Here is a 26,074-nt window from a genome sequence, read left to right on the forward strand (position 1 = left end):
AAACACACGCCTCATGTATGCGAGGCGTGTGTTTGGGGCGAACGCGGGGCCGAGAAAAGAAGAGCGCGGCCGTCGCGTTGACGGCCGCGCTCGATCGGCGCGCTTCTGGGAGCCCGGAAGCCGCGGACTACCCCAAGTCGCCTGCGGCTTTCACCTTCACGCGGTTCGTGTGGCCCGGGTAGTACGCCAGGGGCACGTCCTCGGCGTCGATGATCTCCACGGTGTCGCGGACCGCACCGGCCTCAACCGCGGCGTCCACGGCGGCGACACGCGCGATGGCCAGCGCCTCGTCGCGCGGCGTGACGTCGTAGTCGACCAACGCCTCGTACACGCCGCTCACCTTCGAGATTGCCGAGCCGATGGCGTTCGCGCAGCCCGCGTGCTCGGGCGCGTCCACCTCGGCGGTTCCGGCCAGCTCGTGCGGCAGCACGATGGCGCCGCCGCCCACCAGCACCACGTCGATGTCGTCGCTCGACACCTTCATCACGTCGATGGCGTCCTCCACGAGCGCGCGAATGGCGTCCATGGCGCGCTCGGCGACCTCCTGCGGGATGTCGGCCACGAGCGCCGCATCCCCCACTTCGGCCATGCCCAGACGCACGGCGATGTCGGTGGCCGTCATCGTATCGCCGCCGAACACGAGCGCCTTGCGCGCGATCTCGTAGCCCACCGAGTCGGGGCCCACGGTGACGCTGCCGTCGTCGGCCACGCGTACGATGGAGCCGCCGCCCAGGCCGATGGATACCACGTCGGGCATGCGGAAGTTCGTGCGCACGCCGCCAATGGTCACCGCCACGCCGCTCTCGCGCGGGAAGCCGTGCGACAGAACGCCCAGGTCGGTGGTGGTGCCGCCCACGTCGATGACGATGGCGTTGTCGCGGCGCGACAGGTAGCTGGCGCCGCGGATGGAGTTCGTCGGCCCGCACGCGATGGTGAGGATGGGATAGCGGCGCGCGTGCTCCATGGTCATGAGGGTGCCGTCGTTCTGCGACAGGTACACCTCGGCGTTCACCACGCCCTTGTCGGCCAGGCTCTGCGCGAAGCCCTCGGTGAACCGACGCGCCACATCGTACAGCGCCGCGTTCAGGATGGTGGCGTTCTCGCGCTCGATCAGGCCCATCGAGCCGATCTCGCTCGAGATGGACACGTGCACGTCCTCGCCCAGCACCTCGCGCGCGATCTCTGCGGCGCGCAGCTCGTCGTCGTTGCGCACGGTGGAGAACACGCTGGACACGGCCACGGCTTCCACGCGCCCGCGCACGCCCTCGAAGAACGCGCGGCACGCGGCCTCGTCGAACTCCGCCAGGCGCTTGCCGTCGTACTCGAAGCCGCCCTCGATGACGAGCGCGTCCACGCACACGGCCGCGATGTCGTCTGCCCAGTCCACCATCGGCGGGATGCCCACCGTGGCCGGCGCGCCGATGCGCAGGATGGCGATGGGCGCGAGGCCCTTGCGCTCCACGATGGCGTTCGTGCACTGGGTGGTGCCCAGCATGGCCTGCCCGATGAGCGTGCGGTCGACGCCGCTCTCGTCGAGCACGGCGTCGACCGCACCCATGATGCCCGTGTAGATGTCGCCCGAGGTGGGGTTCTTTACCGCGGCCACCACCTGCAGGTTCTCGTCGATCAGGACGGCGTCGGTGTTCGTCCCGCCCACGTCGATGCCCAATTTGTACATTTACGCTCCCTTCCGCGCCGAGCGCTCTTCCACGGGGATGTAGTCGGTGTCGATGCCGAAGTACCGCGGTCCCACGAGGTCGAGGCCCGCCGACGTGCGCCACATATCGAAGCACTCGAGGCCCACCACCAACACGCGCTTGCCGTACTTGAGCGCATCGGTGGGCACGGGAATGAACGTGTCGGGGTCCACGAGGCAGATGAGGTCGGGCACCGTAGCCACGATCTCGCCGTCCACCGTGCAGCTGAGATTCTCGTTCTGGAACTCGACGAACGCCTGGGATCCCTTGTCGTCGGCGATGCCCTCGAGCATCACCTTGCCGAAGTTGAACGCGCCGCGCGTCTCGCGCAGCACGTCGGAGATCTTGCCCTTGAACAGCTTGTGGCCGCCCGTGAACTTCAAGAAGAACTCTTCAGGGGAAAGACCGGCCGCAGCCGCCTCGTCCTTCGCCGTGCGGATGGCGCGACCCAGCTCTTCCGAGCGCGTCACGATGCCGTGCACACCGTAGTTCTTGCACGTGTCAGCATCCATGCAGAACAGCGCGATGGTCAGCGTGCCGCCGCAGGTCATGGTGGCTGCGCGGGCGATGTCCTCGGTCCACTTGTTCGTGATGGTGTCAAGGATGCCCGAGTTGCCCTTCTCGTCGATGAACGCCATGGGCGTGGCCGACGCGCCGCCGATGGTGAACGTGACCATCTGCAGCTCGGGGAACGCGCGGCCCATGCCGTCGGCGTCCACCATGGGGATGCCGAGGCGCGCGGCCGCGGCGATGGGCAGCATGGAGTTCACGCCGCCGGCCTCCATGGGCATGGTGGCGTACACGGGCTTGCCGTAGTAGCGCGACACCATGTCGAACAGCTTGGCGAACTCGTTGGCGCCCACGCCCTTCTCGGCGAGGATGGTGGGGGCTCCCATGGAGGCCGCCGGCATGATGAACGCGCCCTCGGGCACCTCGTCGGCGCCGATGAGCTCCACTTCCCCGCACTCCTTCACGGCCCCGATGGCCGTGAGCTTGCCGATGTAGGGGTCGCCGCCCCCACCTGCGCCGAGAAGCGCCGCGCCCAGCGCGATGTCCTCGATTTCCTGGATGCCGATCTTCCTCATGCTCGTCCTTCCTGTATACCGTCCGTCGCATCGGGTGCGACCTGGTTCATGATAGTCGATTCTGCGGGCCGCTTGAACGCGATGGGCCCCGTGAACCGCATCCCGCCCGCCAAACGGTAGGCCGCCATGTATGCCGCCATCGCCACGACGATGCCGTTGACCGGCCCGACGAAGAACGGCACGTCGAGCGCCTCGAGCCCCGGCACGAGCGCGAACGTGCCGCCCGTGACGAGCGCCATCGCGATGCCGCACACGAGCCCCGCCACGCCCGCTGCGGACACGCCGTCCATCACGCGGATGTTCGCCGGACGGCCTTTCCGCACCAGCCAGTAGTCCGACACCATCACGCCGGCCAACGCGGGGCCGCAGGCGGACAGCACGGTGAGGAACGCCTCGAACTGCCCGAGGATGCCGCCCACCGCCAGCGCGATGCCCGCGATGCCGGAGACGGCCGTGGTCCATTTGGATCCTCCCTCGTCGCGGCCCAGCATGACGGCGAAGCCGAGGCCTGCGGAGTACACGTTGCTCGCGTTCACCGTCCACGCCGACAGCACGAGCGCGACGAGGCCGACCGCCGGCAGCCCGATGGAGTTCATGATGACGGCGATGTCGCCTTGGCCGGTGACGATGGCCAGCGCCGCCCCCGCCACCAGCGCCACGAGCGCCGCGGGGATGACGCCGACCACGCACGACAGCACGGCGTCCTTGCGCGTGCGCGCAAAGCGGGCGAAGTCGCCGGCCGTGGCGCCCGCGAACGCGAACAGGCCCACCGCCATGTTCACGCCGGCGATGAGGCCGATGGCATCGGCCGGCAGCGGCACGTAGCCCAAGAGCGCGTCGAGGCTGCCCGTTTGCGCCACCGACGCGCCCACGCCGTACAGGCAGATGGCGACGAGCAGCGGCGCGGCGACGGAGCTCACCCATTTGAGGCCGTCGAACCCGATGAGCGCCGTGGCCAGCATAAGCGCGCCGAGCGCCACCGAGCATGCCCACACGGGCACGGCCAGGCCGAACACGTCGGCCAACATGAGCGCGAGCGACGCCCCGCACACGGCCGTCTGCACGCCGAACCAGCCGATGGTCACGATGCCCACGATGAGCGACACGACGTAGCGCGCCCCGGCGCGCCCGAGCGCGGGGGCCGCGAGCGATGCCGTGGGCAGCCCCAGGTCGGAGGCTTGCATGGACACGAAGCACATGTAGGCCACGATGAAGCCGAACCCCACGAGCGTGGCGAGCGCCGCGCCCGACAGCGCGAGACCCAGCCCCAGCGCCGCGCCCACCATGAGCGTCGGCGCGCTGAACATGCCGCCCGCGCGGATGAACGCGATGCTCGCCCAGCTCTTGCGCTCGGATTCGTCGATGCGCAGGTTGTCGCCGCCGCGCTCCGCTTCTTGATGCCCCGCCATGGCCCCGCTTTCTCGTTTGTCGTTTTCAGGTGGTAACGGCTCGAAAGTGTAGCATAACGGCGCATGCTATCATGGAGCGCGATTCAATACGACACGGGACGAAGGGCGACGATGGACGTCGAACTGCACTATCGCGAGCAGGGATCGGGCGAGACGCTCATCCTGCTGCACGGCAACGGCGAGGACGGCTCGTACTTCGAGCACCAGATGGATGCGTTCGCATCGCGCTTCCGCGTGATCGCGCTCGACACGCGCGGGCACGGGAAGTCGCCGCGTGGGGAGGCGCCCTTCACCATCCGCCAGTTCGCCGACGACCTGCTGGCCTTCATGGACGAGCACGGCATCGAGCGCGCGCACCTCCTGGGCTTCTCGGACGGCGGCAACATCGCCCTCGTGTTCGCGCTCGCGCATCCCGAGCGCGTGGGCAAGCTCGTGCTGAATGGGGCGAACTTGGACGGCAGCGGCGTGAAGCCGTCAGTGCAGCTGCCTATCGTCGTGGGCTATCGGATAGCGTCGCTCTTCGGGAGGTGGAGCGAGCAGGCGCGCCGCAACGCCGAGATGCTCGGCCTCATGGTGAACGACCCGAACATCGCCCCAGATGAGCTAGCCGCGCTGAGCGCGCCGACGCTAGTGGTGGCCGGCACGAAGGACATGATCAAGGAGGAGCATACCCGCTTGGTAGCAGGTAGCATCCCAAATGCGAAGCTAGCATTCGTAGAGGGCGACCACTTTGTGGCAAGCAAGAACCCGTGGGCGTTCAACAAGGTTGTGAAGGGGTTTTGCTTAGCAACTAAGTAAAATACATGCTATTTACATGCATAATACCTGCTTTAGTCCTCAGTCCCGCCTGAACAGGTCTCGGGTGTACACCTTGCTCGCGACGTCATCGAGCTCGGGACTCCAGCGGTTCGCCACGATGAGGTCGCAGCTATCCTTGAACGCAGCGAGGTCGCGCTCTACCTCGCTGCCGAAGAAGTCGCTCGCATCCAGCGTCGGCTCGTACACCAGCACGCTTACGCCCTTGGCCTTCACGCGCTTCATGACCCCCTGCACCGACGAGGCGCGGAAGTTGTCCGAGCCGGTCTTCATGGTGAGGCGGTAGACCCCCACGACCGGGTCTTCGGCGCCCGCCACCCGCGCCAGCACCTCGTCGGCCACGAAGTCCTTGCGGGTGCGGTTCGCATCCACGATGGCCCCGACCAGGTTCTGCGACGCGCGCAGTACGCAGATGGCTCGGCTAATGCACCCTATACATCTTAACGAAAGGAACGAAGACGGCGACAGCCATGAATGAGTACGAGATGATCGAAGTATAGGCCGCGCCATACATCCCGAAGAGAGGGATAAGAGCGAGATTCAAGAGTATTTGAGAAACCATGCCCCCGAACGAGACGATCATGTTAACGCGTATCCTACCCATCGCTGCCAACAGATTCGCCGTCGTGTAGCGTAGCCCGTTGGTAATGAAGGCAGTCACCAATAGCAAGTTCATCAAGGGAATAATATTGAGGTACCGTTCGCCGTAGAAGCGTCCGATCACCGGTTCTGCAAACTCGGCAACGAACATCGCGGCCATTCCGACGAGCGCGGCAGTAGCCGCGAAGGTCTTCTTGTAATTGGATCATACCCAAGCCTTGTCGCCTTCCCTTTTGACGAAGTACGGAGCTACGAACATGCCGACGGACGAACTCAGTATCGCAATAGCGGCAGGTAAGGCGTAGGCGACCTTGCAATCGGCTAGCGGTCGCATCCCCGGTAAGCAGGCTTATCATCAACAGATCGTTTTGCAAGAACAAAGCCCATAGGCTGTTGGTGATCATATATTGGAAAGAATATGAACGGATCCCTTTCCGCTCCTCCTTCTCGGGAGCTATCACGGAAACGCTGGGGAATATCCCCCTTCGGAAGTAAAGAAGGAGGGAGAGCGCGACGGCACAGTACGCTATTGGCCACGAAGCCGCGGCTCCCTCCAAGCCGAGCAGAGACGCCCCCGCCGCTTTCGCGCCCCAGACCGTCGCCACCGTCAAGACGGCGGCGAGGGCAAAGGCCCGATTCCGGAACAAGGCCCTAAGCGAAAAGGAACACGTGTCCGCCAGGAATTGAAAAGGGAGGGCAAGCAGCATGAGCGGGAGTAGCAGATGGGCTGTGGAAAACTCCTCCGAATGGGGGAACAGGAAGGCCGAGGCGGCGAGGATGGCAATGAAAGCCAGGTTGAACCTCGTCCCCTGGGAGACAACGTAGTCGAAGATCCCTTTCTTCTCAGAAACGGTCTCTTTCAGGACGAGATACCTGAAAACGGCGTTGTTGAGGCCATAGCCCGCGAAAAGATAGGCATAAGTGTAGAGGTTCTCCATGCAACCCAGCACGCCGAACTCGGATTCCGACATGATCCGAACAAGGATCAACGATCCAAGGAACGCGGCGATCTTCGTCAGGAAGGTTCCGAGAGGATTGCGAAGGCCCCTTGCTCTTCAAGGAAGCGAGAGCTTGCCTCGCTTTTACAAGAAGTCGAGACATCGAGCTACAGCGAGCTCTTTAGAGTCTTCGCGGCGTCACTCGCGTCTAGACGCCGCAAATACGGCCCCATCGGCAGGCTCAGCACCGTCGCGCACAGGCGCTTCGTCGTCGGGCATCCGTCGGGGCACAGGTGCGCGCCCTCGAAAGCCCTCTGCTCGTGCATGGGCTTGGGGTAGTAGACCATGGTAGGGAAGTCCTGCTCTTTGAGCGCAGCCTGGAGGACGTCCCGGTCGCAGCCTTCCGGCAGCTGCACCGTATACTGGGCCCACGAGCTGCGGTAGCCTTCGGGCACCGTGGGCAGCGCGAGGCCGCTTCCGGCGAGGGCCGCGTCGTAGAACGCCGCAGCCTCGTTCACGGCGTCGAGTTCGTATCGCTCGAACGCCTCCAGCTTGACGAGCAGGATCGCGGCCTGGATCGCGTCGAGCCGGCTGTTGACGCCGACGCGCACGTTGTCGTACTTCATCGACCCCTTTCCGTGAACGGCGTAGCTGCGGATCAGCTTCGCCCATTCGTCCGAGTCGGTGAACACTGCCCCGCCGTCGCCGTAGCAGCCGAGCGGCTTGGCCGGGAAGAAGCTCGTCGTCGAGACGTCGCCGAACGAGCACGCCGCCTTCCCGTCGATGGAGCCGCCGAAGCCCTGCGCGCCGTCCTCGAGGAGCAGCATGCCGTGACGGTCGCAGACCTCGCGGATGGCCGGGTAGTCCGCCGGCAGGCCGAACAGGTCGACGGCCACGACGGCCTTTGGGACGAGATCGGTCTCGTCCTCCACGAACCGCACGGCCTCCTCCAGCTTGGCGGCGTCGAGATTGAAGGTCCGTTCGTGCACGTCGACGAACACGGGCGTCGCGCCCAGGAGCGCGGGCGCCTCCCCGCTCGCGAAGAACGTGAAGTCGGGCACGAACACCGCGTCGCCCCGCCCGACGCCCCACGCCATGAGCGCGAGCTGCAGCGCGTCGGTGCCGTTGGCGCAGGTGATACAGTGCTTGGAGCCGACATATACCGCCAGGCGTCCCTCGAGCTCGGCGACCTCCGGACCTCCGACGTAGCGGCCGTGCTCCATGACGCGGGCGATGCCCGCGTCGACGTCCTCCTTGAGCGCGGAGTACTGCGCACTAAGATCCCTGAACTGCATGCTGTTCCTCCAAATCCAGAAGTGCGGCCTCGTATCTCCGCAGCATCTCGCGCTCCAGCTCCCTCGGCATCCGCCTATGCTGGACGGTGCTTCCCGCCGGAACGTACTCGTGTGGCTCGTCGAGCTTCTCCAGCGCGTTCACCAGCATGGAGACCTCGGTGCGGTAGACCCTCGTCCCCAGCTCGAAGAAGGACTCTTCCGCGCGGAGCTCCAGCTCTCTGCGCTCGATGACCTCCCCGGCATCGACCTCGCCTCCGAGGAAGTGAGTCGTCGCGCCCACCGGCGCGCCTTCGAGGACGGCCCACTTGAGGGCGTCGAGCCCCCGCGCGAAGGGAATGTAACCGGGGTGGGCGTTCACGATACGGTGAGCGTCCACGAACCCCTGGGGAATGATGCCGGCCCCGCAGACAAGGTAGACGTCCGCTCCGTCGGCCTCGCCGTAGCCCGATATCTCCCGATAGCCGTATCCGAACGCCCGACAGACGTTTTCCGTAGAGGGAACGAGGTAGCCCATGTCTGGGCGGTGCGCCACCGCGGGGCGCGCCTTCTTCGCGTACGTCATGGGAGATGCGAGCACTTCGACGTCCTCATAGCCCTTCGTCTTCAGCAGACAAAGGGCGTCGTAGGTCTTCTTGTGAGGGACGGGGTAGGTCAGGATCGCTATCCTCATGCGCTAGAACTCCCCCTCCATGTCGGTGCTCGCGAAGCCCTCGAGCGGCAGCTCCACGGGCAGGCCCGTCCTCTGGCTCTTGTAGATCGCGAGCACGACCTCGAGCGCGTCGCGCCCCGCCTTCGCGTCCACGTAGGGCGCGCGGTCGTCCCTGATCGCCTCGACGACGTCGGCGTAGAGCGCGGCGTGGCCGTTGCCGTAGACGTTGGAGGTGGGCTCCTCGAGGCCGGCGATCGCCTCGTCCCCCTCGCGCTCGTCGGCGAAGTCCCACACGTCGACGTTGTTGGTGGAGGTCCCGCCGATCTTCACAGTCCCCGCCTCGCCGAACAGGTAGAGCGTCTCCTCGAGGTTCCTGGGGAACACGTTGGACGTGCCTTCGACGGTGGCCACGGAGCCGTCGGCGAACGAGAGCACCGCCACGCCCACGTCCTCTGCCTCCAGGTAGTCGTGGAAGCGCCGGCGCGTCTGCGCGTACACGGAGACGACCTCGCCGCCCATCATCCAGCGCAAGAGGTCGATGCCGTGGATGCACTGGTTCATGAGGCAGCCGCCGTCCTGCGCCCACGTCCCCCTCCAAGGCGCCTGGTCGTAGTAGCCCCTGCCGCGGTTCCACCTCACATGGACCGAGCCGTGGCTCATGCGCCCGAAGCGGCCCTCTTCCACGGCGCGGCGCGCATGCCGCACGGCGACGTTGAAGCGGTTCTGGTGGCAGGCGGACACCTTCACGCCACGCTCGCCGGCGCGGCGCACGATCTCGTCGGCGTCGGCCATGGAGAGGGCGATCGGCTTCTCGATTATCACGTTCTTGCCTGCATCGATGCAGTCCAGCGCGATGCGCGCGTGCTCGCCGCTCTCGGTGGCAATGGCGACGAGCCCTATCTCGGGAACCGCCGCGAGCATCTCGCGGTAGCCCTCGAAGATCTTGGGCGCAGGGCATGCCCACGCCGCGCGCTCGAGGAGGCCCTCGGCCTTGCCGGGGACGACGTCGCAGAGCGCCGCCAGCTCCAGCCCGTTCGCTTCGACGGCCTTGACGTGGTTGAGCGCTATGCGCCCGCAACCGATGATCGCTACTTTCACGCTACAGCACCTCGATGTTCTCGCGGTCGGCCACGCCCTTCATGGCGTTCTTCGTGTCGAGGACAGCCTTCGCGTGCCTCTGAACGAACTCGTAGTCGACGTTCGTGTGCGCGCACGTCACCAGAACCAGGTCGGCCGAGGCGATCGCCTCGGCCGACAGGTCCGGGATGGATTCCTTCGCATCGCCTTTGTGGCAATAGCGCGGCACCCAGGGGTCGTAGTAGGACACCTCCACGCCCCGTTCCTCCAGGCGCTCGATGACGCGCAGGGCAGGGCTCTCGCGGTAGTCGTCGATGTCCTGCTTGTACGCCACGCCCAGCACGAGCACTCTCGAGCCCATCATCGCCTTGCCAGACTGGTTGAGGATGCGGGCGGCGCGGGAGGCGACCCATTCCGGCATCCCGTCGTTCACGGTCATGGACGCCTCGATCATGGAGGTGTGGAAGCCGTACTCGCGCGCCTTCCACGACAGGTAGTAGGGGTCGAGCGGGATGCAGTGGCCGCCGAGGCCCGGGCCGGGGTAGAAGGCCGTGAAGCCGTAGGGCTTGGTCTTGGCGGCGTCGATGACCTCCCACACGTCGATGCCCATGCGGTCGCAGAGCATCGCGAGCTCGTTCACGAGCCCGATGTTGACGTTGCGGTAGGTGTTCTCGAGGATCTTCTCCATCTCGGCCACGGCCGGGCTCGACACGCGCGTGACGCCGCCTTCGAGCACGGCCTCGTACACCGCGGAGATGCATTCGAGCGCGTCGGCGCCCACGGCCCCGACCACCTTCGGGGTGTTCTTCGTCTTGTAGAGGAGGTTGCCGGGGTCGACGCGCTCGGGCGAGAACCCGAGGTAGAAGCCCTCGCCGCACTTGAGGCCCGAGCCCTCCTCCAGGATGGGCAGGATGAGCTCCTCGGTGGTGCCGGGGTAGGTGGTGGACTCGAGCACCACCATGGCGCCCTCTTTCAGGTAGGGCGCTATCTCGCGGGCCGAGGACTCCATGTAGGAGGTGTCGGGCATCTGGTGGGCGTCGAGCGGGGTGGGCACGCAGATGGCGACGAAGCCGCACTCGGCGATGCGCGAGAAGTCGCACGTTGCCTCGAGCGTGCCGGCCCCGACGAGGGCCGTGAGGTCCTCCTGCACGACGTCGCCGATGTAGTTCTCCCCGCGGTTCACCATGTCCACCTTGTCGGCCTGCACGTCGAAGCCGATCGTCTTGAAGCCGGCCTTGGCCTTCTCGACGGCCAGGGGAAGCCCCACGTAGCCGAGGCCCATAACTCCAACGGAAATCTCTCGATCTCGAATTCTTTCGAGTACTATTTGCTTCATTTGAAACTGCCTCCTGTTGGTTTCAGCTTATGCCCCTGCTAAGAAAGGCATTGCATAACTCCGACTTTTTTTATTCGTACAATCGTGCAGCCAATTTTTCATAATCTAGTTTTTCGATTGCAACGTTGTATGAACGTCTGCTTAGCAGCTCGATATCCACATTTCCCTGTGCAATTTCGCATAGAATGTCGATAATCTGCCCTTTGTTGCTGGCGTAAAGGCAGCTATCTTCGTATATCGCCTGATAGTCAGGATGTGGAAATAGAATCAAGGCGCAACGACAACAGGTGGCAGACTGGGCACTAACGGAAACACTACCAGGCTGCACATACACATCGCATGCGCAAAGGCATTCCAAGAGAGCAGAGCCCTCTACCCATCCGAGATAAACTATCCTATTATCCCTTTTTACCGCTTCCACAATTGCCGTTTTGATTTGTTCGTCAGCCGATCCGGCAAGATATAAACGAAAGTTGGAAGCCTTGACCTGGCTAAACGCGATCAATACATCTTGCGTCTTTTTCAATGAGTCCAGTTTCCCAGAATGGAAGAAGATGATGTCCGAGCTTTTTACTCTCCAGTTTTTTCGGAGACGCTCGCGAATCGGAAGGTATTCATTGTCAGGAATCAAACGTCCTCCAAGGGGAAACAACTCCATTTTATCGGAAGGGACGCCGTATATTTTGCTTGCGAAGTCCAAACAGCTGCAAGCGATCGGAAGCACTTTGGTGATATTCGGCAATGATCTTTGAACGATTTTTTTATAAAGAAACGCATGCAGGACTCTTTTTGAAACTGGCCCTCTTCCACTATTATTGAAATCAGCATGCGTGTCGACGAATAGCCGAATATCCGGATGCGATCCAACATATTCAGAGACTGCGAGCAGTTCAACACCTGCAAGAGAGTGATACAGAATTACGTTCGGCGAGAAGGTGTCCAATATGTTTTTCAAACCTAGGGCTAACTGGATCTTTTCCGCAAGAAAGGCTGGCCATCCGGCGAATCGAAGCCTAATCAGCGTCGCACCACAGCTAAGAATTTGGATGCCCGGTGCAACACGAACAAGCCTTCCGTTGCTATAGCTCTGACAGTCGCTTACATACATAACGGTGTGTCCGTCACGAACATTTTGCTCAACCAGCATGTTGTCTTGGTATGTCATGCCATCAGTAAAATGAGAGGACAGCCCGACATGCAATAAACGCATTCTAGTATTCCTTACTATCGACATTTGGCGTCGGCTCATATTCTGCTAGCATTGATTGCTTATTGGCGTAACATGCCCCAACAGAAAGTAGGAGTTTCAACGAAGCAGCAATTAGTGCCCCAATGCAAAACCCCAGCAGACCGAACGCATAGAATAACGAAAAAGAAGCAAGTACATACGTCGCAACATTTATGGCGTTCAAACCAAGTTGCCACCTGAGATTACAAAATCTGAGAACAATAGGATTCACGCAACCGCAAGCTGAATTAATCGCAGCCACCGCTGACAGGATCGGAACATATTGCATGGCGTCTCCAACAAGGTCGGGATACAAAACTGATAGCATAGGGCGACTCACAAGTATACAAAGCAGAAGGAGGATGACAGTGATAAGAAAAAGGATCAAGGCGCACTTTCTCAAAACTGCTCGTCTTAACCGGCCGCCTTTTACCAGATAGCTCAAGATCACGCCTGATATAGGCCCGGTCGCCATAGAAAGCATCTTTCCAGCGAGTGAAGCCACAAAGTAGAGCGAGACGGCAGTTCCACCAAGTAATGGATAGAGCAGCATCCTGTCCGCATAGAGCATAAGACTTCCTAGCAAAGAGCTAGCAACCAGAATGGTTTCGATCTTACATAGCTTCAAAAAGTGAGGAGTGATACGGAATGGGTCATCAAGCAATCCGCCATTCCTAAAAACGTAGATAAAGCTTAGCCCGTAACCTAAAATATATGCCATCCACCAGAGTTTTAATAAATTGAAAACCGCCAAACCGAGAAGTAAGCCTATTGCTAAAAAAATACTACTGACTAGTATTTTTTTATACTCAATACTAAGACGAAAAGCGACCAAATAGTAACTATTCAGAAACATGAGAACAGCTGCGCTCGCTATGCCGACAATATCTAGAGAGCCGAGAGAACCATCTGAGTAAATACTCGAAACGATAGCAACACAGACAAATGTGAACATGCCTAAAATGCAAGTCAGAAAAAGAAAATTTTCCTGGTACTTGCTTGCATCGTCTTTGCTTTGGACGATAAGCCGCGCATTGTTCAAAGTGTTGCCGAAAACAGCTGCAAAAAGGGAAAGGATACTTATTAGCGTAATTATTAAGCCGTATTCTTTAGATCCTAGAATATGATTTATGGATGGAAGAATTATCAATTGTATGATGATGACTGGCAACATTGATGAAACGATATTTGTAGCCATGTCTTCAACTATTTGCTTATTTTTCAAATTGAACATTAGAAGGATTAATGCCTCGATTTTATTGAATAACTCTATGTTATATTTCCCAAAGACCTGTTCAGTACTCGACTCATGTTTTTATCGAGCCAAAGTAATATTGCGCAAACTGCCATACAAATCAAAAGACCACGAGTGATTTGCGAAGGTGAGTATAAAAACCATCTTGGAACGGTGACAGCCACATAAAGGCAACATAATCTGCCGAAGTCCCCGGTTGTCCGATTCGTACAACGAGCTCTTTGATCCGAGCTTTTGTTGATCCACGAGATCAATGTTGAAATCGATATCGCAATCAACGTAACCCCCAGTATTCCTAAATAGTAATCGAAATAAATTGGCAAAAAGCCTCCATAACTATGAAAGAAATACTGTATTGTCAAACTCGGGAGGTTTGATTCAGGAACAGCTGAGCTGCCGAGAACAATTGAAGCGAGCCATTCCCCAAATAAGCGCAAGGGCGAGTTACCTGCGGGGGTGTTCTCGAAACCATAGAAAGTAAGCGAAGTATGCCATGCGGAGTAAGCAGTATCCCAAGCCAAGCCTCTGGTAAAATTGCTGGTCAGGCTGCTTAAGACATCCGAAAAATCACTGACAAAAAAGGATGTACGCATATTACCTACAGCTGTGAAAACAAACAAGGCAATGAAAGCTGAGATTATTAATGTTCTCGTATTCGTTGCATGCGAAACGAAAAAGAAAAACCAAACTAGCATCAATTGCAGCGCGATGATACGTCCGCCATAAACAAGATTCTGCATTACGAACAACAGCAAAATGAAAGAAAGTATGCCCTTGGCTGACCTCGATTGCCCTGCGAAATAGAAAGCTACAACAAATAAAATCGTCGAATACTCGTAAATAGGCGAAGATACACCTCGCGCGTTACCGATACTATCCGGCCGCTCAAATCCAAAAACCAGAATGGAGATTAAGGCACAAGTTAGAACCGCAACTAGTAAAGTATTTGATTCAGAGCGACTGAATAGTTTGGATTTGTATCCAAAGTAGAATATTTTTCTCGGCAAAAAGAGAATAACTACTGACAAGAAAATCAGAAGTGCTTGCACTCCACGTTCGGCAAAATCTGTTTGCCATAATGTGGTGTAAACCGTATCAGGTATGCGATTGATATAATTTGCGGAAGCAACGCTATAGCAAGCATAAGTGATAATGGCGGCGACTACCAAAATTTGCCGATTTTTTCTTACCTTGAATGCAAAATAGACGCTAAAAATGACCAGGCACCAAGCAAGGGCGTCGATAGGTAGTACACCAAGCTGAAAAAGCGCAGCTAAAAATAAACCGATGCATCCTACAAAAGAATTAGCCAGGCTAAAGAAGCTGTTGCTGAGCCTATCCACGCTAGACACTACCTACGTATTTTTTTAGAACTCTCATAGCATCAGTAAGTCCTTGTACAATATGGGAATCGTTGCTCTTTATCGTCTCCCCGCAGCCTCCTGTATCGTATGTGATTACTGAGGCTCCACACGCTTCTGCCTCAAGATTGACCGTTGGGTAGTTATCCTCATGCGTAGGGTTGAAGAAGACATCGGCAGTCGTATAAAAAGAAGCCAGGTCATTTTGCGTTTCCGTTCTTCCTAGCCCCAGAATTCCTTCAGGAAGACGCATCCTCTGCTTCCATGAAAGCCCAATAAGGATTATGGCGAATGTTTCATCTAAACTCGATCTCAGTTCAATAAAGTCGTCCAGCCCTTTTCTCTCCGTCCAAGGAGACGCGACACCCAAGATGACGAACTTGTCCTCCAAACCGTAGCGTTCTCGGAAATCATTGGGGGTGGGCTTGAACACGGAACAGTCGATTTTGTTGTGCTTCACTATCGTGGAAAACTTCGAGAGGAAGGACCGGTTCGCAAGGTTGGCAAGCCAGCGAGAGGGGACGACTATCTCCATTCGCGTATCCGGAATGAGATTGAATAGGCGCTTCTTGTCGCTGAAGTTCTTCTCGCTCGCATCGGCAAAAAACGATCTCGGATACTCTTTCTTCTGAGGGCAATCATGGCAGCCGTCCCGCCACCGTTCGCACCCAACGTATGTGAAATGCGAACAATGCCCTGTGAACGCCCAGCAGTCGTGCAGGGTCCATTTCACCTGGCAGCGATGATTCGCGAGCCACTCGAAGAGCATCTCGATATTGATGTAGTAGCCGTGGATGTTATGCAAGTGGACGACGTCGGGGTCTATCGCTTCGAGTCGTTCGAGCAGTCTTCGGGTGTCTCTTTTCGAGTAGAACCCGGCTCGATCAGTCAGTCTCGAGAGGGCGCCGTGAGCGTACACGCCGAGCTTCGAAGCGCAGCATATCTCATGATCGGAGATGGTCTCGTGACGTCGCCCCCAGAAGATGTAGGAGTCGATTCCCTGCTCCTTCAGCTCCTTGTGCAGGTTGCGCATGATGGTGCCGGTCGACCCGTTGTAGAAGCTGTTGATCTGGACGTACCTCACGTCCTATCCCTTTCTCCACACCATTTGGTCCACGATGCCGGCGTAGGACTGGATGATCCTGACCACCTTCGTCGAGACGTTCTCGTCGACGTAGTCGGGCACGTCCGAGGCGACGTCTCCCGAGCGCACCGCCTCCACGGCCAGGTCGACGGCCTGCAGGACGCGCTCCGCGGTGATCGATCCGATGACGAACGCGCCGGCGTCGAGCGCCTCGGGGCGCTCGGTGGAGGTGCGCACGCACACGGCTGGGAAGGGAAGCCCCCTCGAGCTGAAGTAGGCGGCCTCCTCGGGCAGCGTGCCCGAGTCGCTCACCGTGCAGAACGAGCCCATCTGCAGACGGTTGTAGTCGGTGAAGCCCAAAGGGGTGTGCGTTCGCACGAGCGGGTGCAGCGCGGTCCCGGACTCCTCGAGCCGCTTGGCGCTGCGCGGGTGCATGCTGTAGAGCACCGGGAGGCCGTAGCGCTCCGCGACGCCGTTCACGGCCTCGAACAGCGTATCGAGGCTGCGCGGGTCGTCGACGTTCTCCTCGCGGTGGGCCGACAGCAGCACGTAGCCCCTGTCCTCCAGACCGAGCCGGCCGAGGACGTCGGACGCCTCGATGCGATCCCAGTGGGCGGAGAGCACCTCGGCCATGGGGGATCCGGTGACGAACGTCCTCTCCTTGGCCGTTCCCTCGGCGTTGAGGTAGCGCCTGGCGTGCTCGGAGTAGCACATGTTCACGTCGGCGATGTGGTCGACGATGCGGCGGTTCGTCTCCTCGGGAAGGCGCTCGTCGAAGCAGCGGTTGCCAGCCTCCATGTGGAAGATGGGGATGTGCAGGCGCTTCGCCGCGATGGCGGAGAGGCAGCTGTTCGTGTCGCCCAGGATCAGGAGCGCGTCGGGCCGCACGCGGGCGAGGCATTCGTAGGAGCGCGCGATCACGTTGCCGATGGTCTCGCCGAGGCTGCCGCCGCCGACGTCGAGGTATTCGTCGGGCTGGCGCAGCCCCAGGTCCTCGAAGAATATCTGGTTGAGCTCGTAGTCGTAGTTCTGGCCCGTGTGCACGAGCGTCTGCTGGAAGTAGCGGTCGCACTTCTTTATCGTCTCGGACAGGCGGATGATCTCGGGGCGGGTGCCCACGATGGTCATGAGCTTGAGCTTGCCCACGGCTACACCTCCTCGTAGTACGTGTCGGGGTTCTCGGGATCGAAGGGCTCGTTGGCCCACATGAGGGTGACGAGGTCCCGCTCGTCCGACAGGTTGGCGATGCTGTGCGTCCAGCCGGGTATCATCTCGACCACCTCCGGCTCCTCGCCGGACACCCGGTACTCGACGACCGGGTAAGGCTCGCCGCCCTCGTCGGCCCCTACGCGGCGCAGCCGGACGAGCCCCTCGCCCGAAACCACGCAGAATTTTTCCCATTTGGTATGGTGCCAGTGCTGGCCCTTCACGACGCCCGGCCGCGAGACGTTCACCGAGACCTGCCCGCGGTCGACCGTGCGCAGCACCTCGGTGAAGCTGCCGCGCCCGTCGCGGTTCGCCTTCAACGCGTAGGAGAAGTCCGACGGGTCGAGATAGCTCAGGTACGTCGAGTAGAGCTTCTTGGAGAAGGAGCCAGCCGACACGTCGGGCACGTCGAGCGTCCCCCGCGCTTCGCGGAAGGAGCGGAGCAGCGCCACGATCTCCGCAAGCGTCGCGCGGTGGACGGGGCCGGCCCAGCAGAGCCCGCCGTCCCCGCGGCTCGCGTTGCCGAGGAGCGCCTCGAGCATCTCGGCCACCAGGTCGTCGACGTAGAGCAGCTCCAGCTCGGTCGCGGGGTCGTCCACGCGGACGGGCAGGCCCCTCGCCACGTTGTTGCAGAAGGTGGCCACCGCAGAGTTGTAGTTCGGGCGACACCATTTGCCGAAGACGTTCGGGAAGCGGTAGACGAGGACGTCGGCCCCGGTGCGCTCGGCGTAGTCCCGGAACAGCCGCTCGCCGGCGAGCTTGCTCTCGCCGTATGCGCTGCCCGCATAGCGGCCCTCGAGCGAGGCCTGGGCTGAGGAGGCCAGCATCACCGGGCAGCGGTTCCCGGCCCGCTCGAGCGCCCCCAGCAGCTCGGAGGCGAACCCGAAGTTGCCCTCCATGAACTCGGAGGAGTCCTTCGGCCGGTTCACGCCGGCCAGGTTGAACACAAAGTCCGCCTCCGCGCAGAACCTCTCGAGGTCGGCGGCGCTGGAATCGCGGTCGTACTCGAAGACCTCGAGCGGGAGAAGCGGGGCGTAGCGTCCGCGACGGTCCTTGCCGTCGCGGACGCATTTGAGGGTCTCGACGAGGTTGCGCCCGACGAAGCCCTTCGCGCCGGTCACCAGCACCTTCATCGCGCGCGCCCCTCGGCGAGGGCCTCCCGCACGTATTCGGCCGTCTTGATCTTCTCGACGGTCGCCGCCGCGTCGAGCCGCTCGGTGTTGTGCGAGGTGTAGGAGTCGTCGGCCTGGGTGCGGACCTCGCTGCCCACCGTGAACTTGTCGTAGTTGAGGTCGCGCGTGTCGGCGCGCACGCGCCAGTACCCGCCCATGTCCTCGGCGCGCAGCCGCTCCTCGCGCGTCATGAGCGTCTCGAAGAGCTTCTCGCCGTGCCGCGGGCCCACCACGTTCGTGCCGGTGCGGCCGAACAGCTCCTGCACCGCCTCGGCCAGGTCGCCTATGGTCGACGCCGGCGCCTTCTGGATGAACAGGTCGCCGGGGTTGGCGTGCTCGAAGGCGAAGCAGACGAGGTCGACCGCCTCGTCGAGGTTCATGAGAAAGCGGGTCATGGACGGGTCGGTGACGGTGACGGGGTCGCCGCGGCGGATCTGGTCCATGAACAGCGGGATGACGCTGCCCCGCGAGCACATGACGTTGCCGTAGCGCGTGCAGCAGATGGTGGTGCGCCCGGCGCCGTTGCGGGCGTTGGCGTAGATGATCTTTTCCATCATCGCCTTCGACGTGCCCATGGCGTTGATCGGGTAGGCCGCCTTGTCGGTGGACAGGCACACAACCTTGCCCACCCCCTCATCGATGGCGGCGTGCAGCACGTTGTCGGTGCCGATCACGTTGGTGCGCACGGCCTCCATGGGGAAGAACTCGCAGGAGGGCACCTGCTTGAGAGCGGCGGCGTGGAACACGTAGTCGACGCCGCGCATGGCGTCGCGCACCGACTGGGGGTCGCGCACGTCGCCGATGTGGAAGCGCACGCGAGCGGCCTTGTCGGGGTGGCGCTCCTGGAGCGCGTGGCGCATGTCGTCCTGCTTCTTCTCGTCGCGGCTGAAGATGCGGATCTCCCCGACGTCGGAGTCCATGAAGTGCCGGAGCACCGTGGAGCCGAAGCTGCCCGTGCCTCCGGTGATCATGAGGGTTTTGCCTTCGAGCGCCTTAAGCTCGGTTGTCATGCGCTATCCTCGTCAACGATTCCAACTCTTCTTCAAAGCGGCGAAAGAACTTCTCTTTCGAGAAAACATTGTGGTAGAGGGTTCTTGATCGGATTCCCATCTCATCTCTTTCTTTTTGATCTAGCGAAACGAACGATTTCATCGAAAGGGCAAGACCTTCGGGATCTTCGGCGGCGCAGCATATTCCGCATGCGGCATCTCGCACTATCCGTCTCGACGCCCCCGGCGCCGAGACGATCAAGGGTTTTCCGACAGCCAGGTAGGATTGGATTTTCCTCGGAATGGTGTATGAGGTGACAACGGAATCGTTCGCAGGACGCGATAGCGTCAGGATCATCGCATCCGCCATTCGATAAAAACTCGGCATCTTTTCGATCGGCTGCCTTCCGTAAAAGGCAACGTTCGTCGCTCCGAGTTCGGTCGCCAAGGACTTGCATTCCTCGTAACGAGAGCCCGAACCGACTACGTGGATTCTGATTACAGGATCGTTTTTGAGCAGAGCGGCCGCACGAACAATGACGTCGACGGCCTGATTCTCTCCGATATTGCCCGCAAACACGAAATCGCAGGTTCCATCGTCTTTAAGGTGATTGCCAGGATCCATCTGCTCGAATCGCTCCTCGGCGTATTGCGGAAGCAAGCAAAAACGCCGATCAGCCAGTTCCAGGTATTCGCGAAAGTAGGTTTCGAAACCCGGGGATGTGACGGCTATCGTATCCGCTTTGCTATAAATTGCCTTTGACGCCATCTTTACAACCCGAAAAGGGATACCGTTTCGCCGCATGCCTCCAGCGAGCATGTCTTCCGGCCAAAGATCGAAGCAGTACAGCAGAAGCGGAACCCTCGCTCGTTTGGCGTATCGAATCCCGGGCAACGCCATGAAAACCGGCGAGAACTGGAAAACCACCACAACATCGTACTCGTTTGAGATCTCGAGCGCTTTCAGGCTTCCGCTTATCGCATACGACAGATAGTTCGCGACCCTCGATACCGCCCCGCCCTTCCTCAGGTTGGCTCCGCGTGCGACGATGGGCGTTCTCACGATTCGCACGCCGTTACGACGCTGCTCGCGATTGCGGCCGTGTTTGTATTCGTTCGGAATGGATCCTTCGGGATAGTTCGGCAAACCCGTCAGCACCGTCACGGAATGCCCACGGCGAACGAGTTCTTCGCAGACGTCGTCTATGCTGAACGGCTCAGGCCAATAGTATTGGCATACCGCCAATACCCTCATCGGCTATCACCTCCGACCGACGCCCTCACGGCTTCCTCGAGGGTCGCCACGCGGTAGCCGTAGCCGCATTCGCTGGCCTCGAGAGCGTAGCGGGCGTCGCCGAAGAGCTTGCCGAGGGTCGGGCTCGCGCTCGCAAGCGGGGCGGCGATCGCTCCGAGCGCGCGGCTCAGATGCACGCGGCGCCCCTGGGCCTCGGCCAGCAGACGCACCAGCTCGGAGGTGTTGACGTGGTCGGCGTCCTGGGGGAGGAAGAGCCCTCCTCTGCCGTCCTCAGCAAGGAGCCGGACGAGCTCGGCAAGGCTTCTCGAGTAGAGCATGGAGCGGACGTTGTCGACGTCGGGGAACACGGGCACGACACGCGCGAGCTTGGCGAGACGGGGAAAATTGCCCTTCTCGCAGCCCGTGCCGTACACGAGCGGGGCGCGCACGACCGAGATCGCGAAGCCGTCGCCCGCGAGCGGCTCGAGCGCGCGCTCGGCAGCGAGCTTGCTCTTGCCGTAGAAGGTCGCGGGGCGCGGCTCCGTGGCGAGGCCGACCTCCTCCACGCCTCCCTCCTCGGCGCCGTACACCGAGAACGAGCTCAGGAACACGAAGTGGGGCACGCCCTCGACCTTCGCCTTGAGGGCGGCTGACGAGGTCAGCGCCACGTTGACCTCGTCGTAAAGACCGCCCATGTCGCCCGCCTTCTCGCCCTCGTGCACGACGGCCGCCAGGTGCAGCACGGAGTCGAAGCCTTCCCAGGAGCGCTCCCTCCACGCGTCGCCGCGCAGGGAGACGCGCTCGACCACGTACCTGCCGGGGAAGGTGGCCAGGTGCGCCTCCACCTCCGATCCGATCCAGCTCGTCGCCCCGGTGATCAGGATGCGCTTCATTCCGCAGCCCCCGCCTCGTCGTCGATCCCGAGGATCTCGCGGCGGTAGCACGCCGGGTCCTTCAGGCGCCCCAGGCTCATGGCGCACCCCTCGGAGTCGTAGCCGGCGAAGTGCGAGTCCGTGCCGGTCGAGTCCCCGCTGCCGCCGCGGCCGAGAACGACGCCCACCAGCCTGAAGGCCAGGCGCACGTCGGTGAGGAAGGACACGCTCTCCACGTAGCGGACGTCGTTCTCGAAGCGGACGTGGCTGTAGTCGGCGCCCGCCTCGGGCTCCTCGTCGCCCACGCGCGGGCACTCCAGGCCCGGGCGCACGGCGTAGCGCATCTTGTGGCGCTCGGTCATGTGCGGCGTGAACTCCACCGGAAGCGGCCTCGGGCCGATGAGCGACATGTCGCCCTTGAAGACGCTCCAGAAGTTCAGCAGCTCGTCGAGCGAGTGGCTCCGGACGAACAGGCCGAGCCTCGTGATGCGGTCCTCGGGGGGCAGGAGCTCGCCGTCCTCGTCGCGGTCCTCGGTCATGTTGCGGAACTTCACCATCTTGAAGCTCTTCAGGTCCCTGCCCGTGCGCTCCTGGACGTAGAAGATGGGCGAGCCGACGTCGCGGTAGGTGAGCACGGCGAGGACCGCGTTGACGGGCAGCGTGAGCAGCAGCGCGGCCCCCGAGAGGACGACGTCGAGGACCCGTTTGCCGAAGCGCAGGTAGAGCGTCCTCCTCGGATGCACCGGCCCGGACACGGCGTTGGCGTGGGCGAGGTTGCGCGCGGCCAGCACGGCCGACGCTTCCGCGACCTCCCCGCGTATCCAGGCGTCGTTGCCGCCGTGCGCCTTCTCGCTGAGCACGTTGTCGGACTCCATGACCGCCTCGGCGAAGCCGTCGTCGCCGATCGCGAGCGTTCCGTCCGCCATGCCGTCGCCCATCGCGAACCCCTCCGTCATCGGGAGCCCCTTCCCTCGTCTTCCAGGAGCGCTTCGGCGAGACCCAGCACTTCCTCGTGCACGTCCTCGATCGCCCTCAGCTCGCCGTTCGGGGCGCATTCCACCCGGGCCCAGCTTCCGCGCCCGGCGCAGAACCCCGCGGCCTCGCGGCAGCGGGCCAGGTAGGCCGCGTCGGCCTCGTGGATGTCCTTCGCGACGCCCTCACGCTCGCAGCGCTCCTCCACGAGGCGCGCGCTGGCCTCGGGATCCATGTCCAGGTAGACCACGAGGTCGGGCTCGGGGACGCCGAGGAGCCGGTACTCGAAGTCGAACAGCCACTCCAGGTAGCCGTCCCACTCGGCGCGGGGGAGCTTGGAGCACTGGTGGACGGCGTTGGAGGTGGTCCAGCGGTCGGCGAGCACGGTGCCGCCCGCCTCGTAGAACGCGCCCCAGTCCTCCTTGTAGGAGGCGTAGCGGTCCACGGCGTAGAAGGCGGAGGCGGCGTAGGCGCCGACGTCGTCGGGGCTCGGGCCGAACCGCCCGCCCAGGTACATGCGCACGAGGGCCGAGGAGGCGCTGTCGTAGCGGGGGAAGGACACCGAGCGGAGGTCGACGCCGCGCTCGATGAGGCTGGCCCGGAGCAGGTTCGCCTGGGTCTCCTTGCCGGAACCGTCGAGGCCCTCGACGACGATCAGGCGGCCCCGGGACGGGCGCCCGCCGGCCGTATCCCCGAGGGTTTCGCTCGACTTTACATAACCGCGCTTATCAGACTTTGGGGGCGTGGAAATCTCCGGGGCGCTCGAGGCGCTCTCCCCCGCTGACGCGAAGTCGTCGTCTGCCAACGCGGCGGCTCCGCCGGCGGTTACATCTATACAGTTGTCAGGGTTTTTTTCGAACAATCTCTAATCCGACTTTGATGGTTTTCATACGGCCAAGAATCTCCATCTCCAGATACGCCAGGCGCTTGTGGCGATCGAGCTTCTTGATGAGGCCCGTCTGGTTCATGAGCGGGCCGTTGAGGATCACGATCTCGTCTCCTTCCATCACACCGTTCGAGAACTCGACCACGCGGTGGCCAGGTTGGGTGAACGCGTTGATGAAGGCGGCTTCTTGATCGTCAAGAGGCGTGAACACATCGTTGTTGCCGAGGAGTCTGGTGAACTTGGGCACGCTTCGCAGCGCTTCCCGCAGTTTCCCGGGTTGATCGGTGATGACGAAAATATAGCCAGGCAGCAGCACTTCGGTGCGCAGTTTCCATACGCCCTGAATGCGCTTCTTGACTTCATATTGGGGGATGAAGGATTCTTGGATCAGCTCTTCGTCGACGAGCTTGTTGACCAGGTCAAGCACGTGCTTTTCCTGGCCGCCGACCGTTTGCACGACGTACCACAATGCCATCACCTCCCTGGCAAGACGAAATGAAGATACGGCTTCGCCCTAGCCATTCGGCCAAAACGCAACAACGATATGCATCCTCTTGATCGATCCGGAACGCGCACCCAGCGACGATCCCGCTTTCCTCAAGATATGTACGCTGCCGTGCCTATTTAACACATAGCCCTGGTATATCCAGAACCGGCAGCGGTGCAGTTTCCTGCCGTTAGGCCACAGGCCGGACCTGTGGCCTAACGGCAGGAAGCCGTCGAGCCGAACTTACAAGCGCGCGTGCGCCCCTCGCGTGCGATACGTCCGCTTTGCTTCCGCGAAGTAGTCGTAGTGCTCCACCCGGTGCGCGTCGCTCGCGATGTACGCGTACAAGTTCTCCTCGAACAGGCGCTTCGCCGGCTTGCGCTCGGCGCCCATACGCCCGCCGGCCACGAAGTCGGCCGACGCCTGCAGCTTGCATCCCATCTTGACCAGGTTGCGCGCCACCTCGACATCCTCCTGGATGGCGCGATAGCGCTCGGGGTGGGCGATGATCACCTGATAGCCCCTCCCCTGCAACTCGAAGATGGTCCGCTCGTACACTTCGAAATCGGGTTTGCGGGCCCGCGTGGAAAGCTCAAGCAAAAACTCGTTCGTGCCGTCGTAGTGCAGATGCTCCGCCCATTCCATGCCCAGCTCCATGAGCTTCGCGTGGTTCACCTCGAAGCCCATCGTCAACGGAAACCCGTCGGCGTGCGCCACGAGCAGCTCGTAGGCGTCCCACATCGCATCGAAATCGAAGTAGGGATCGCGTACGTGCGGGGTGCACACGATGGACGTGATGCCCGCAGCCTTCGCGGCCTCCAGCATGGCCAGAGACTCGTCCAGGTTGCGCGCGCCGTCGTCGACGCCGGGGAGGATATGACAGTGCAGGTCTCTCATCGGGCGTTACGGCCCTTTCCAACCGGAAGCTCCGTCTTGGCGAATCCGCCGCGGCCGCCCGCAGGCACCGCGCTTCCCTGCGTTCCGCGACTCGCGCGACGACCCGCCGCGGGAGCCGGCACGCGACCCTCGGTTTGCAGGGCGGCAACGTCGCCGTCGTCTTTCACGCGACCGCCGTCCTTGGTGTAGTACGCGTAGTAGTACTCGGAGCCCGTGCCCTCGCAGAACGTCGCGCAGATGCCGAGGATGTTCGCGTCGGCCTTCTTCAGCTGATCGCAGGCATCCACGAGCTCGGTGCGCTTCGTCGAGCCGGGCTTCACCACGAGCACCGTGCCGTCCACCAACGTGGACAGGATGGCGGCGTCGACGAACGTGCCGACCGGCGGCATGTCGAAGATCACGTAGTCGTAGCTGTCCTCAAGCGTGGCGACGAGCTTCTGGTAGCGCTTGGACGAGATGATGTCGGCCGGGTTGGGAATATTCGGCTCGACGTCGAGAAAGAACAGGTTGGGGGTCTGCGTCGGCGTGACGGCCGTCTTGAGCGGCGCCGCATCGGTGAGAACGGCGTACACGCCCGCCGCAGGACGCACGTTCAGCAAGCTGGCGAGCGTGCGGCGACGCATGTCGGCCTCCACAAGGAGCACGGTCTTGCCGGACGTCGCGATGGCGCGCGCCAGCTCCACGGAGCACGTGGACTTGCCCTCGTTCGGCACCGAGCTTGTCATGACGATGGAGCGGATGGGGTTGTCGGGCGACATGAAGCGGATGTTCGCGAACAGCGTCTTCGCCGCGTTCTGCACCTCGAGCTGGTTCGACGACTGCTTCTTTTTCTTAGCCATGGCCTGCTCCCTCCTAACCCTTGATCGTGGGGATACGGCCGATAACCGGCACGCCCAGCAATTCTTCGGCTTCTTCAGGGTTGCGCACCCGCGTGTTCAGCATGTCCAGCAGCACCACGATGGCCACGGCCAGGAAGATGCCCGCGAGGAACGCGACCGCCGTGTACATGGTGCGCGGCGGACCCGACGGGTCGGTGGGCACCTGGGCCGCGTCTACCACGTTAACGCTCTCGACACCCATGACGTCCTGCGCGACCGTCGACAGCACGGTGGCGATCTCGTTGGCGACGATGGCAGCCGCATCGGGCTTGCCCGCCGTCACCGAGATGCTGATCACGCGCGTGGTAGTACCCGCCTCGACGGAGATCTTGTACCCGTCGAGCGACGACATGCCCAGCGATTCCGCCGTGCGCTTCTGCACCGTCTCGGACTTCGCCAGGGTGGCGATGTCGTTCGCCATGAGCTGGCTGGCGGTGAGGTCGTTGTACGCAGAGGTGCTGGCGTTCGGGTCGTCCTTCGCGGTCAGCACGTACACCGACACCGTGGCCGTGTACTGGTTCTGCATGAGGCCCCAGCTGAAGCCCGCCGTCGCGATCGCGAGCACGACGGGTAGCACGACCACCAAGGCCAGGTGCTTGCGCAGCAATTTGAATAGTTCGAGCAGTGTCATTCGTTCGTCTTTCTCTTCAG

At 61.7% G+C, this 26,074-nt stretch carries 25 protein-coding genes; 1 reads left to right on the forward strand and 24 read right to left on the reverse strand.

Translation table 11 applies throughout. The annotated features are described in order from the left end of the window. Positions 1-127 precede the first annotated feature (127 nt). The 3 genes from C1A15_RS15035 to C1A15_RS15045 are packed head-to-tail and all read right to left on the reverse strand — an operon-like array spanning position 128 to position 4,191. Positions 128-1,678, reverse strand: coding sequence for a hydantoinase/oxoprolinase family protein (locus tag C1A15_RS15035; RefSeq protein ID WP_101723319.1), 1,551 nt, complete (start codon positions 1,676-1,678; stop codon positions 128-130). Next, on the reverse strand, positions 1,679-2,782 hold the full coding sequence (locus C1A15_RS15040) for an S-methyl thiohydantoin desulfurase family protein (RefSeq protein WP_035585796.1): 1,104 nt from the start codon (positions 2,780-2,782) through the stop codon (positions 1,679-1,681). Continuing rightward, a complete protein-coding gene (locus tag C1A15_RS15045; protein ID WP_101723320.1) occupies positions 2,779-4,191 on the reverse strand; it encodes a cytosine permease in 1,413 nt (470 codons plus the stop codon). Before C1A15_RS15045 ends, C1A15_RS15040 begins: the two co-directional genes overlap by 4 nt. Before the next feature lie 111 nt (positions 4,192-4,302). On the opposite strand from C1A15_RS15045, the gene C1A15_RS15050 reads away from it, so the two are divergent. Further along, positions 4,303-4,989 carry an alpha/beta fold hydrolase gene (locus C1A15_RS15050; RefSeq protein WP_101723321.1) on the forward strand — a complete coding sequence of 229 codons (687 nt, stop codon included), beginning with the start codon at positions 4,303-4,305 and terminating at the stop codon, positions 4,987-4,989. Positions 4,990-5,028: 39 nt separating this feature from the next. On the opposite strand, the gene C1A15_RS15055 is transcribed toward C1A15_RS15050, so the two are convergent. From C1A15_RS15055 to C1A15_RS15145, 21 genes are all read right to left on the reverse strand, one after another. Continuing rightward, complete coding sequence (locus C1A15_RS15055; protein ID WP_245865048.1) at positions 5,029-5,379, reverse strand: UDP binding domain-containing protein; 351 nt, start codon at positions 5,377-5,379, stop codon at positions 5,029-5,031. A gap of 224 nt (positions 5,380-5,603) precedes the next feature. After that, the gene (locus C1A15_RS15065; RefSeq protein WP_101723323.1) at positions 5,604-6,626 is read right to left on the reverse strand and encodes an oligosaccharide flippase family protein; all 1,023 of its coding nucleotides are present in this window, start codon (positions 6,624-6,626) and stop codon (positions 5,604-5,606) included. An 86-nt stretch (positions 6,627-6,712) separates the two neighbouring features. Then, a complete protein-coding gene (locus C1A15_RS15070) occupies positions 6,713-7,840 on the reverse strand; it encodes a DegT/DnrJ/EryC1/StrS family aminotransferase (protein WP_101723324.1) in 1,128 nt (375 codons plus the stop codon). Continuing rightward, entirely contained in the window at positions 7,821-8,510 is a 690-nt protein-coding gene (locus C1A15_RS15075) for a formyltransferase family protein (RefSeq protein WP_101723325.1), read from the reverse strand. The genes C1A15_RS15070 and C1A15_RS15075 overlap by 20 nt, the downstream gene beginning before the upstream one ends. 3 nt (positions 8,511-8,513) lie before the next feature. Further along, positions 8,514-9,587 (reverse strand): Gfo/Idh/MocA family protein, encoded by a 1,074-nt coding sequence (locus C1A15_RS15080; protein ID WP_101723326.1) that lies wholly within the window; start codon positions 9,585-9,587, stop codon positions 8,514-8,516. Between the two features lies 1 nt (position 9,588). Further along, a complete protein-coding gene (locus C1A15_RS15085; protein ID WP_101723327.1) occupies positions 9,589-10,902 on the reverse strand; it encodes a nucleotide sugar dehydrogenase in 1,314 nt (437 codons plus the stop codon). A gap of 70 nt (positions 10,903-10,972) precedes the next feature. Then, complete coding sequence (locus C1A15_RS16885; RefSeq protein WP_180953118.1) at positions 10,973-12,112, reverse strand: glycosyltransferase; 1,140 nt, start codon at positions 12,110-12,112, stop codon at positions 10,973-10,975. Position 12,113: 1 nt separating this feature from the next. Next, positions 12,114-13,328 carry a lipopolysaccharide biosynthesis protein gene (locus C1A15_RS16890; RefSeq protein WP_146001870.1) on the reverse strand — a complete coding sequence of 405 codons (1,215 nt, stop codon included), beginning with the start codon at positions 13,326-13,328 and terminating at the stop codon, positions 12,114-12,116. 71 nt (positions 13,329-13,399) lie between these two features. Beyond that, complete coding sequence (locus C1A15_RS16895; RefSeq protein ID WP_146001871.1) at positions 13,400-14,728, reverse strand: hypothetical protein; 1,329 nt, start codon at positions 14,726-14,728, stop codon at positions 13,400-13,402. Position 14,729: 1 nt separating this feature from the next. After that, positions 14,730-15,830 (reverse strand): glycosyltransferase, encoded by a 1,101-nt coding sequence (locus tag C1A15_RS15090; protein WP_101723328.1) that lies wholly within the window; start codon positions 15,828-15,830, stop codon positions 14,730-14,732. Between the two features lie 3 nt (positions 15,831-15,833). After that, on the reverse strand, positions 15,834-16,976 hold the full coding sequence (locus tag C1A15_RS15095; RefSeq protein ID WP_101723329.1) for a UDP-N-acetyl glucosamine 2-epimerase: 1,143 nt from the start codon (positions 16,974-16,976) through the stop codon (positions 15,834-15,836). Positions 16,977-16,978: 2 nt separating this feature from the next. Continuing rightward, positions 16,979-18,169 (reverse strand): polysaccharide biosynthesis C-terminal domain-containing protein, encoded by a 1,191-nt coding sequence (locus tag C1A15_RS15100; RefSeq protein ID WP_101723330.1) that lies wholly within the window; start codon positions 18,167-18,169, stop codon positions 16,979-16,981. Next, positions 18,166-19,218, reverse strand: a complete 1,053-nt coding sequence (locus tag C1A15_RS15105; RefSeq protein ID WP_101723331.1) for a polysaccharide biosynthesis protein — start codon at positions 19,216-19,218, stop codon at positions 18,166-18,168. The genes C1A15_RS15100 and C1A15_RS15105 overlap by 4 nt, the downstream gene beginning before the upstream one ends. After that, positions 19,202-20,452 carry a glycosyltransferase family 4 protein gene (locus tag C1A15_RS15110; RefSeq protein ID WP_101723332.1) on the reverse strand — a complete coding sequence of 417 codons (1,251 nt, stop codon included), beginning with the start codon at positions 20,450-20,452 and terminating at the stop codon, positions 19,202-19,204. The genes C1A15_RS15105 and C1A15_RS15110 overlap by 17 nt, the downstream gene beginning before the upstream one ends. Further along, positions 20,449-21,324 (reverse strand): NAD-dependent epimerase/dehydratase family protein, encoded by an 876-nt coding sequence (locus tag C1A15_RS15115; RefSeq protein ID WP_101723333.1) that lies wholly within the window; start codon positions 21,322-21,324, stop codon positions 20,449-20,451. Before C1A15_RS15115 ends, C1A15_RS15110 begins: the two co-directional genes overlap by 4 nt. Further along, a complete protein-coding gene (locus C1A15_RS15120; protein WP_219618198.1) occupies positions 21,321-22,259 on the reverse strand; it encodes a sugar transferase in 939 nt (312 codons plus the stop codon). Before C1A15_RS15120 ends, C1A15_RS15115 begins: the two co-directional genes overlap by 4 nt. Beyond that, positions 22,256-23,080 (reverse strand): dTMP kinase, encoded by an 825-nt coding sequence (locus C1A15_RS15125; RefSeq protein WP_219618199.1) that lies wholly within the window; start codon positions 23,078-23,080, stop codon positions 22,256-22,258. The genes C1A15_RS15120 and C1A15_RS15125 overlap by 4 nt, the downstream gene beginning before the upstream one ends. Before the next feature lie 37 nt (positions 23,081-23,117). Beyond that, positions 23,118-23,636, reverse strand: a complete 519-nt coding sequence (gene loaP / locus C1A15_RS15130) for an antiterminator LoaP (protein ID WP_245865050.1) — start codon at positions 23,634-23,636, stop codon at positions 23,118-23,120. Positions 23,637-23,891: 255 nt separating this feature from the next. Beyond that, a complete protein-coding gene (locus tag C1A15_RS15135) occupies positions 23,892-24,545 on the reverse strand; it encodes a CpsB/CapC family capsule biosynthesis tyrosine phosphatase (RefSeq protein ID WP_101723334.1) in 654 nt (217 codons plus the stop codon). Then, entirely contained in the window at positions 24,542-25,384 is an 843-nt protein-coding gene (locus C1A15_RS15140; protein WP_101723335.1) for a CpsD/CapB family tyrosine-protein kinase, read from the reverse strand. Before C1A15_RS15140 ends, C1A15_RS15135 begins: the two co-directional genes overlap by 4 nt. A gap of 13 nt (positions 25,385-25,397) precedes the next feature. Next, positions 25,398-26,054, reverse strand: coding sequence for a YveK family protein (locus C1A15_RS15145; RefSeq protein WP_101723336.1), 657 nt, complete (start codon positions 26,052-26,054; stop codon positions 25,398-25,400). Positions 26,055-26,074: the final 20 nt, after the last annotated feature.

The organism is Eggerthella timonensis, assembly GCF_900184265.1.
GTDB lineage: Bacteria > Actinomycetota > Coriobacteriia > Coriobacteriales > Eggerthellaceae > Eggerthella > Eggerthella timonensis.

What these genes read in the sequence shown, in the direction of transcription:
- C1A15_RS15035 (WP_101723319.1), bottom strand. Translation starts at nt 1,678, where the DNA reads ATGTACAAATTGGGCATCGACGTGGGCGGGACGAACACCGACGCCGTC.
- C1A15_RS15040 (WP_035585796.1), bottom strand. Translation starts at nt 2,782, where the DNA reads ATGAGGAAGATCGGCATCCAGGAAATCGAGGACATCGCGCTGGGCGCG.
- C1A15_RS15045 (WP_101723320.1), bottom strand. Translation starts at nt 4,191, where the DNA reads ATGGCGGGGCATCAAGAAGCGGAGCGCGGCGGCGACAACCTGCGCATC.
- C1A15_RS15050 (WP_101723321.1), top strand. Translation starts at nt 4,303, where the DNA reads ATGGACGTCGAACTGCACTATCGCGAGCAGGGATCGGGCGAGACGCTC.
- C1A15_RS15070 (WP_101723324.1), bottom strand. Translation starts at nt 7,840, where the DNA reads ATGCAGTTCAGGGATCTTAGTGCGCAGTACTCCGCGCTCAAGGAGGAC.
- C1A15_RS15075 (WP_101723325.1), bottom strand. Translation starts at nt 8,510, where the DNA reads ATGAGGATAGCGATCCTGACCTACCCCGTCCCTCACAAGAAGACCTAC.
- C1A15_RS15085 (WP_101723327.1), bottom strand. Translation starts at nt 10,902, where the DNA reads ATGAAGCAAATAGTACTCGAAAGAATTCGAGATCGAGAGATTTCCGTT.
- C1A15_RS16885 (WP_180953118.1), bottom strand. Translation starts at nt 12,112, where the DNA reads ATGCGTTTATTGCATGTCGGGCTGTCCTCTCATTTTACTGATGGCATG.
- C1A15_RS16890 (WP_146001870.1), bottom strand. Translation starts at nt 13,328, where the DNA reads ATGGCTACAAATATCGTTTCATCAATGTTGCCAGTCATCATCATACAA.
- C1A15_RS15100 (WP_101723330.1), bottom strand. Translation starts at nt 18,169, where the DNA reads ATGAAGGTGCTGGTGACCGGCGCGAAGGGCTTCGTCGGGCGCAACCTC.
- C1A15_RS15105 (WP_101723331.1), bottom strand. Translation starts at nt 19,218, where the DNA reads ATGACAACCGAGCTTAAGGCGCTCGAAGGCAAAACCCTCATGATCACC.
- C1A15_RS15110 (WP_101723332.1), bottom strand. Translation starts at nt 20,452, where the DNA reads ATGAGGGTATTGGCGGTATGCCAATACTATTGGCCTGAGCCGTTCAGC.
- C1A15_RS15115 (WP_101723333.1), bottom strand. Translation starts at nt 21,324, where the DNA reads ATGAAGCGCATCCTGATCACCGGGGCGACGAGCTGGATCGGATCGGAG.
- C1A15_RS15120 (WP_219618198.1), bottom strand. Translation starts at nt 22,259, where the DNA reads ATGACGGAGGGGTTCGCGATGGGCGACGGCATGGCGGACGGAACGCTC.
- loaP (WP_245865050.1), bottom strand. Translation starts at nt 23,636, where the DNA reads ATGGCATTGTGGTACGTCGTGCAAACGGTCGGCGGCCAGGAAAAGCAC.
- C1A15_RS15135 (WP_101723334.1), bottom strand. Translation starts at nt 24,545, where the DNA reads ATGAGAGACCTGCACTGTCATATCCTCCCCGGCGTCGACGACGGCGCG.
- C1A15_RS15140 (WP_101723335.1), bottom strand. Translation starts at nt 25,384, where the DNA reads ATGGCTAAGAAAAAGAAGCAGTCGTCGAACCAGCTCGAGGTGCAGAAC.
- C1A15_RS15145 (WP_101723336.1), bottom strand. Translation starts at nt 26,054, where the DNA reads ATGACACTGCTCGAACTATTCAAATTGCTGCGCAAGCACCTGGCCTTG.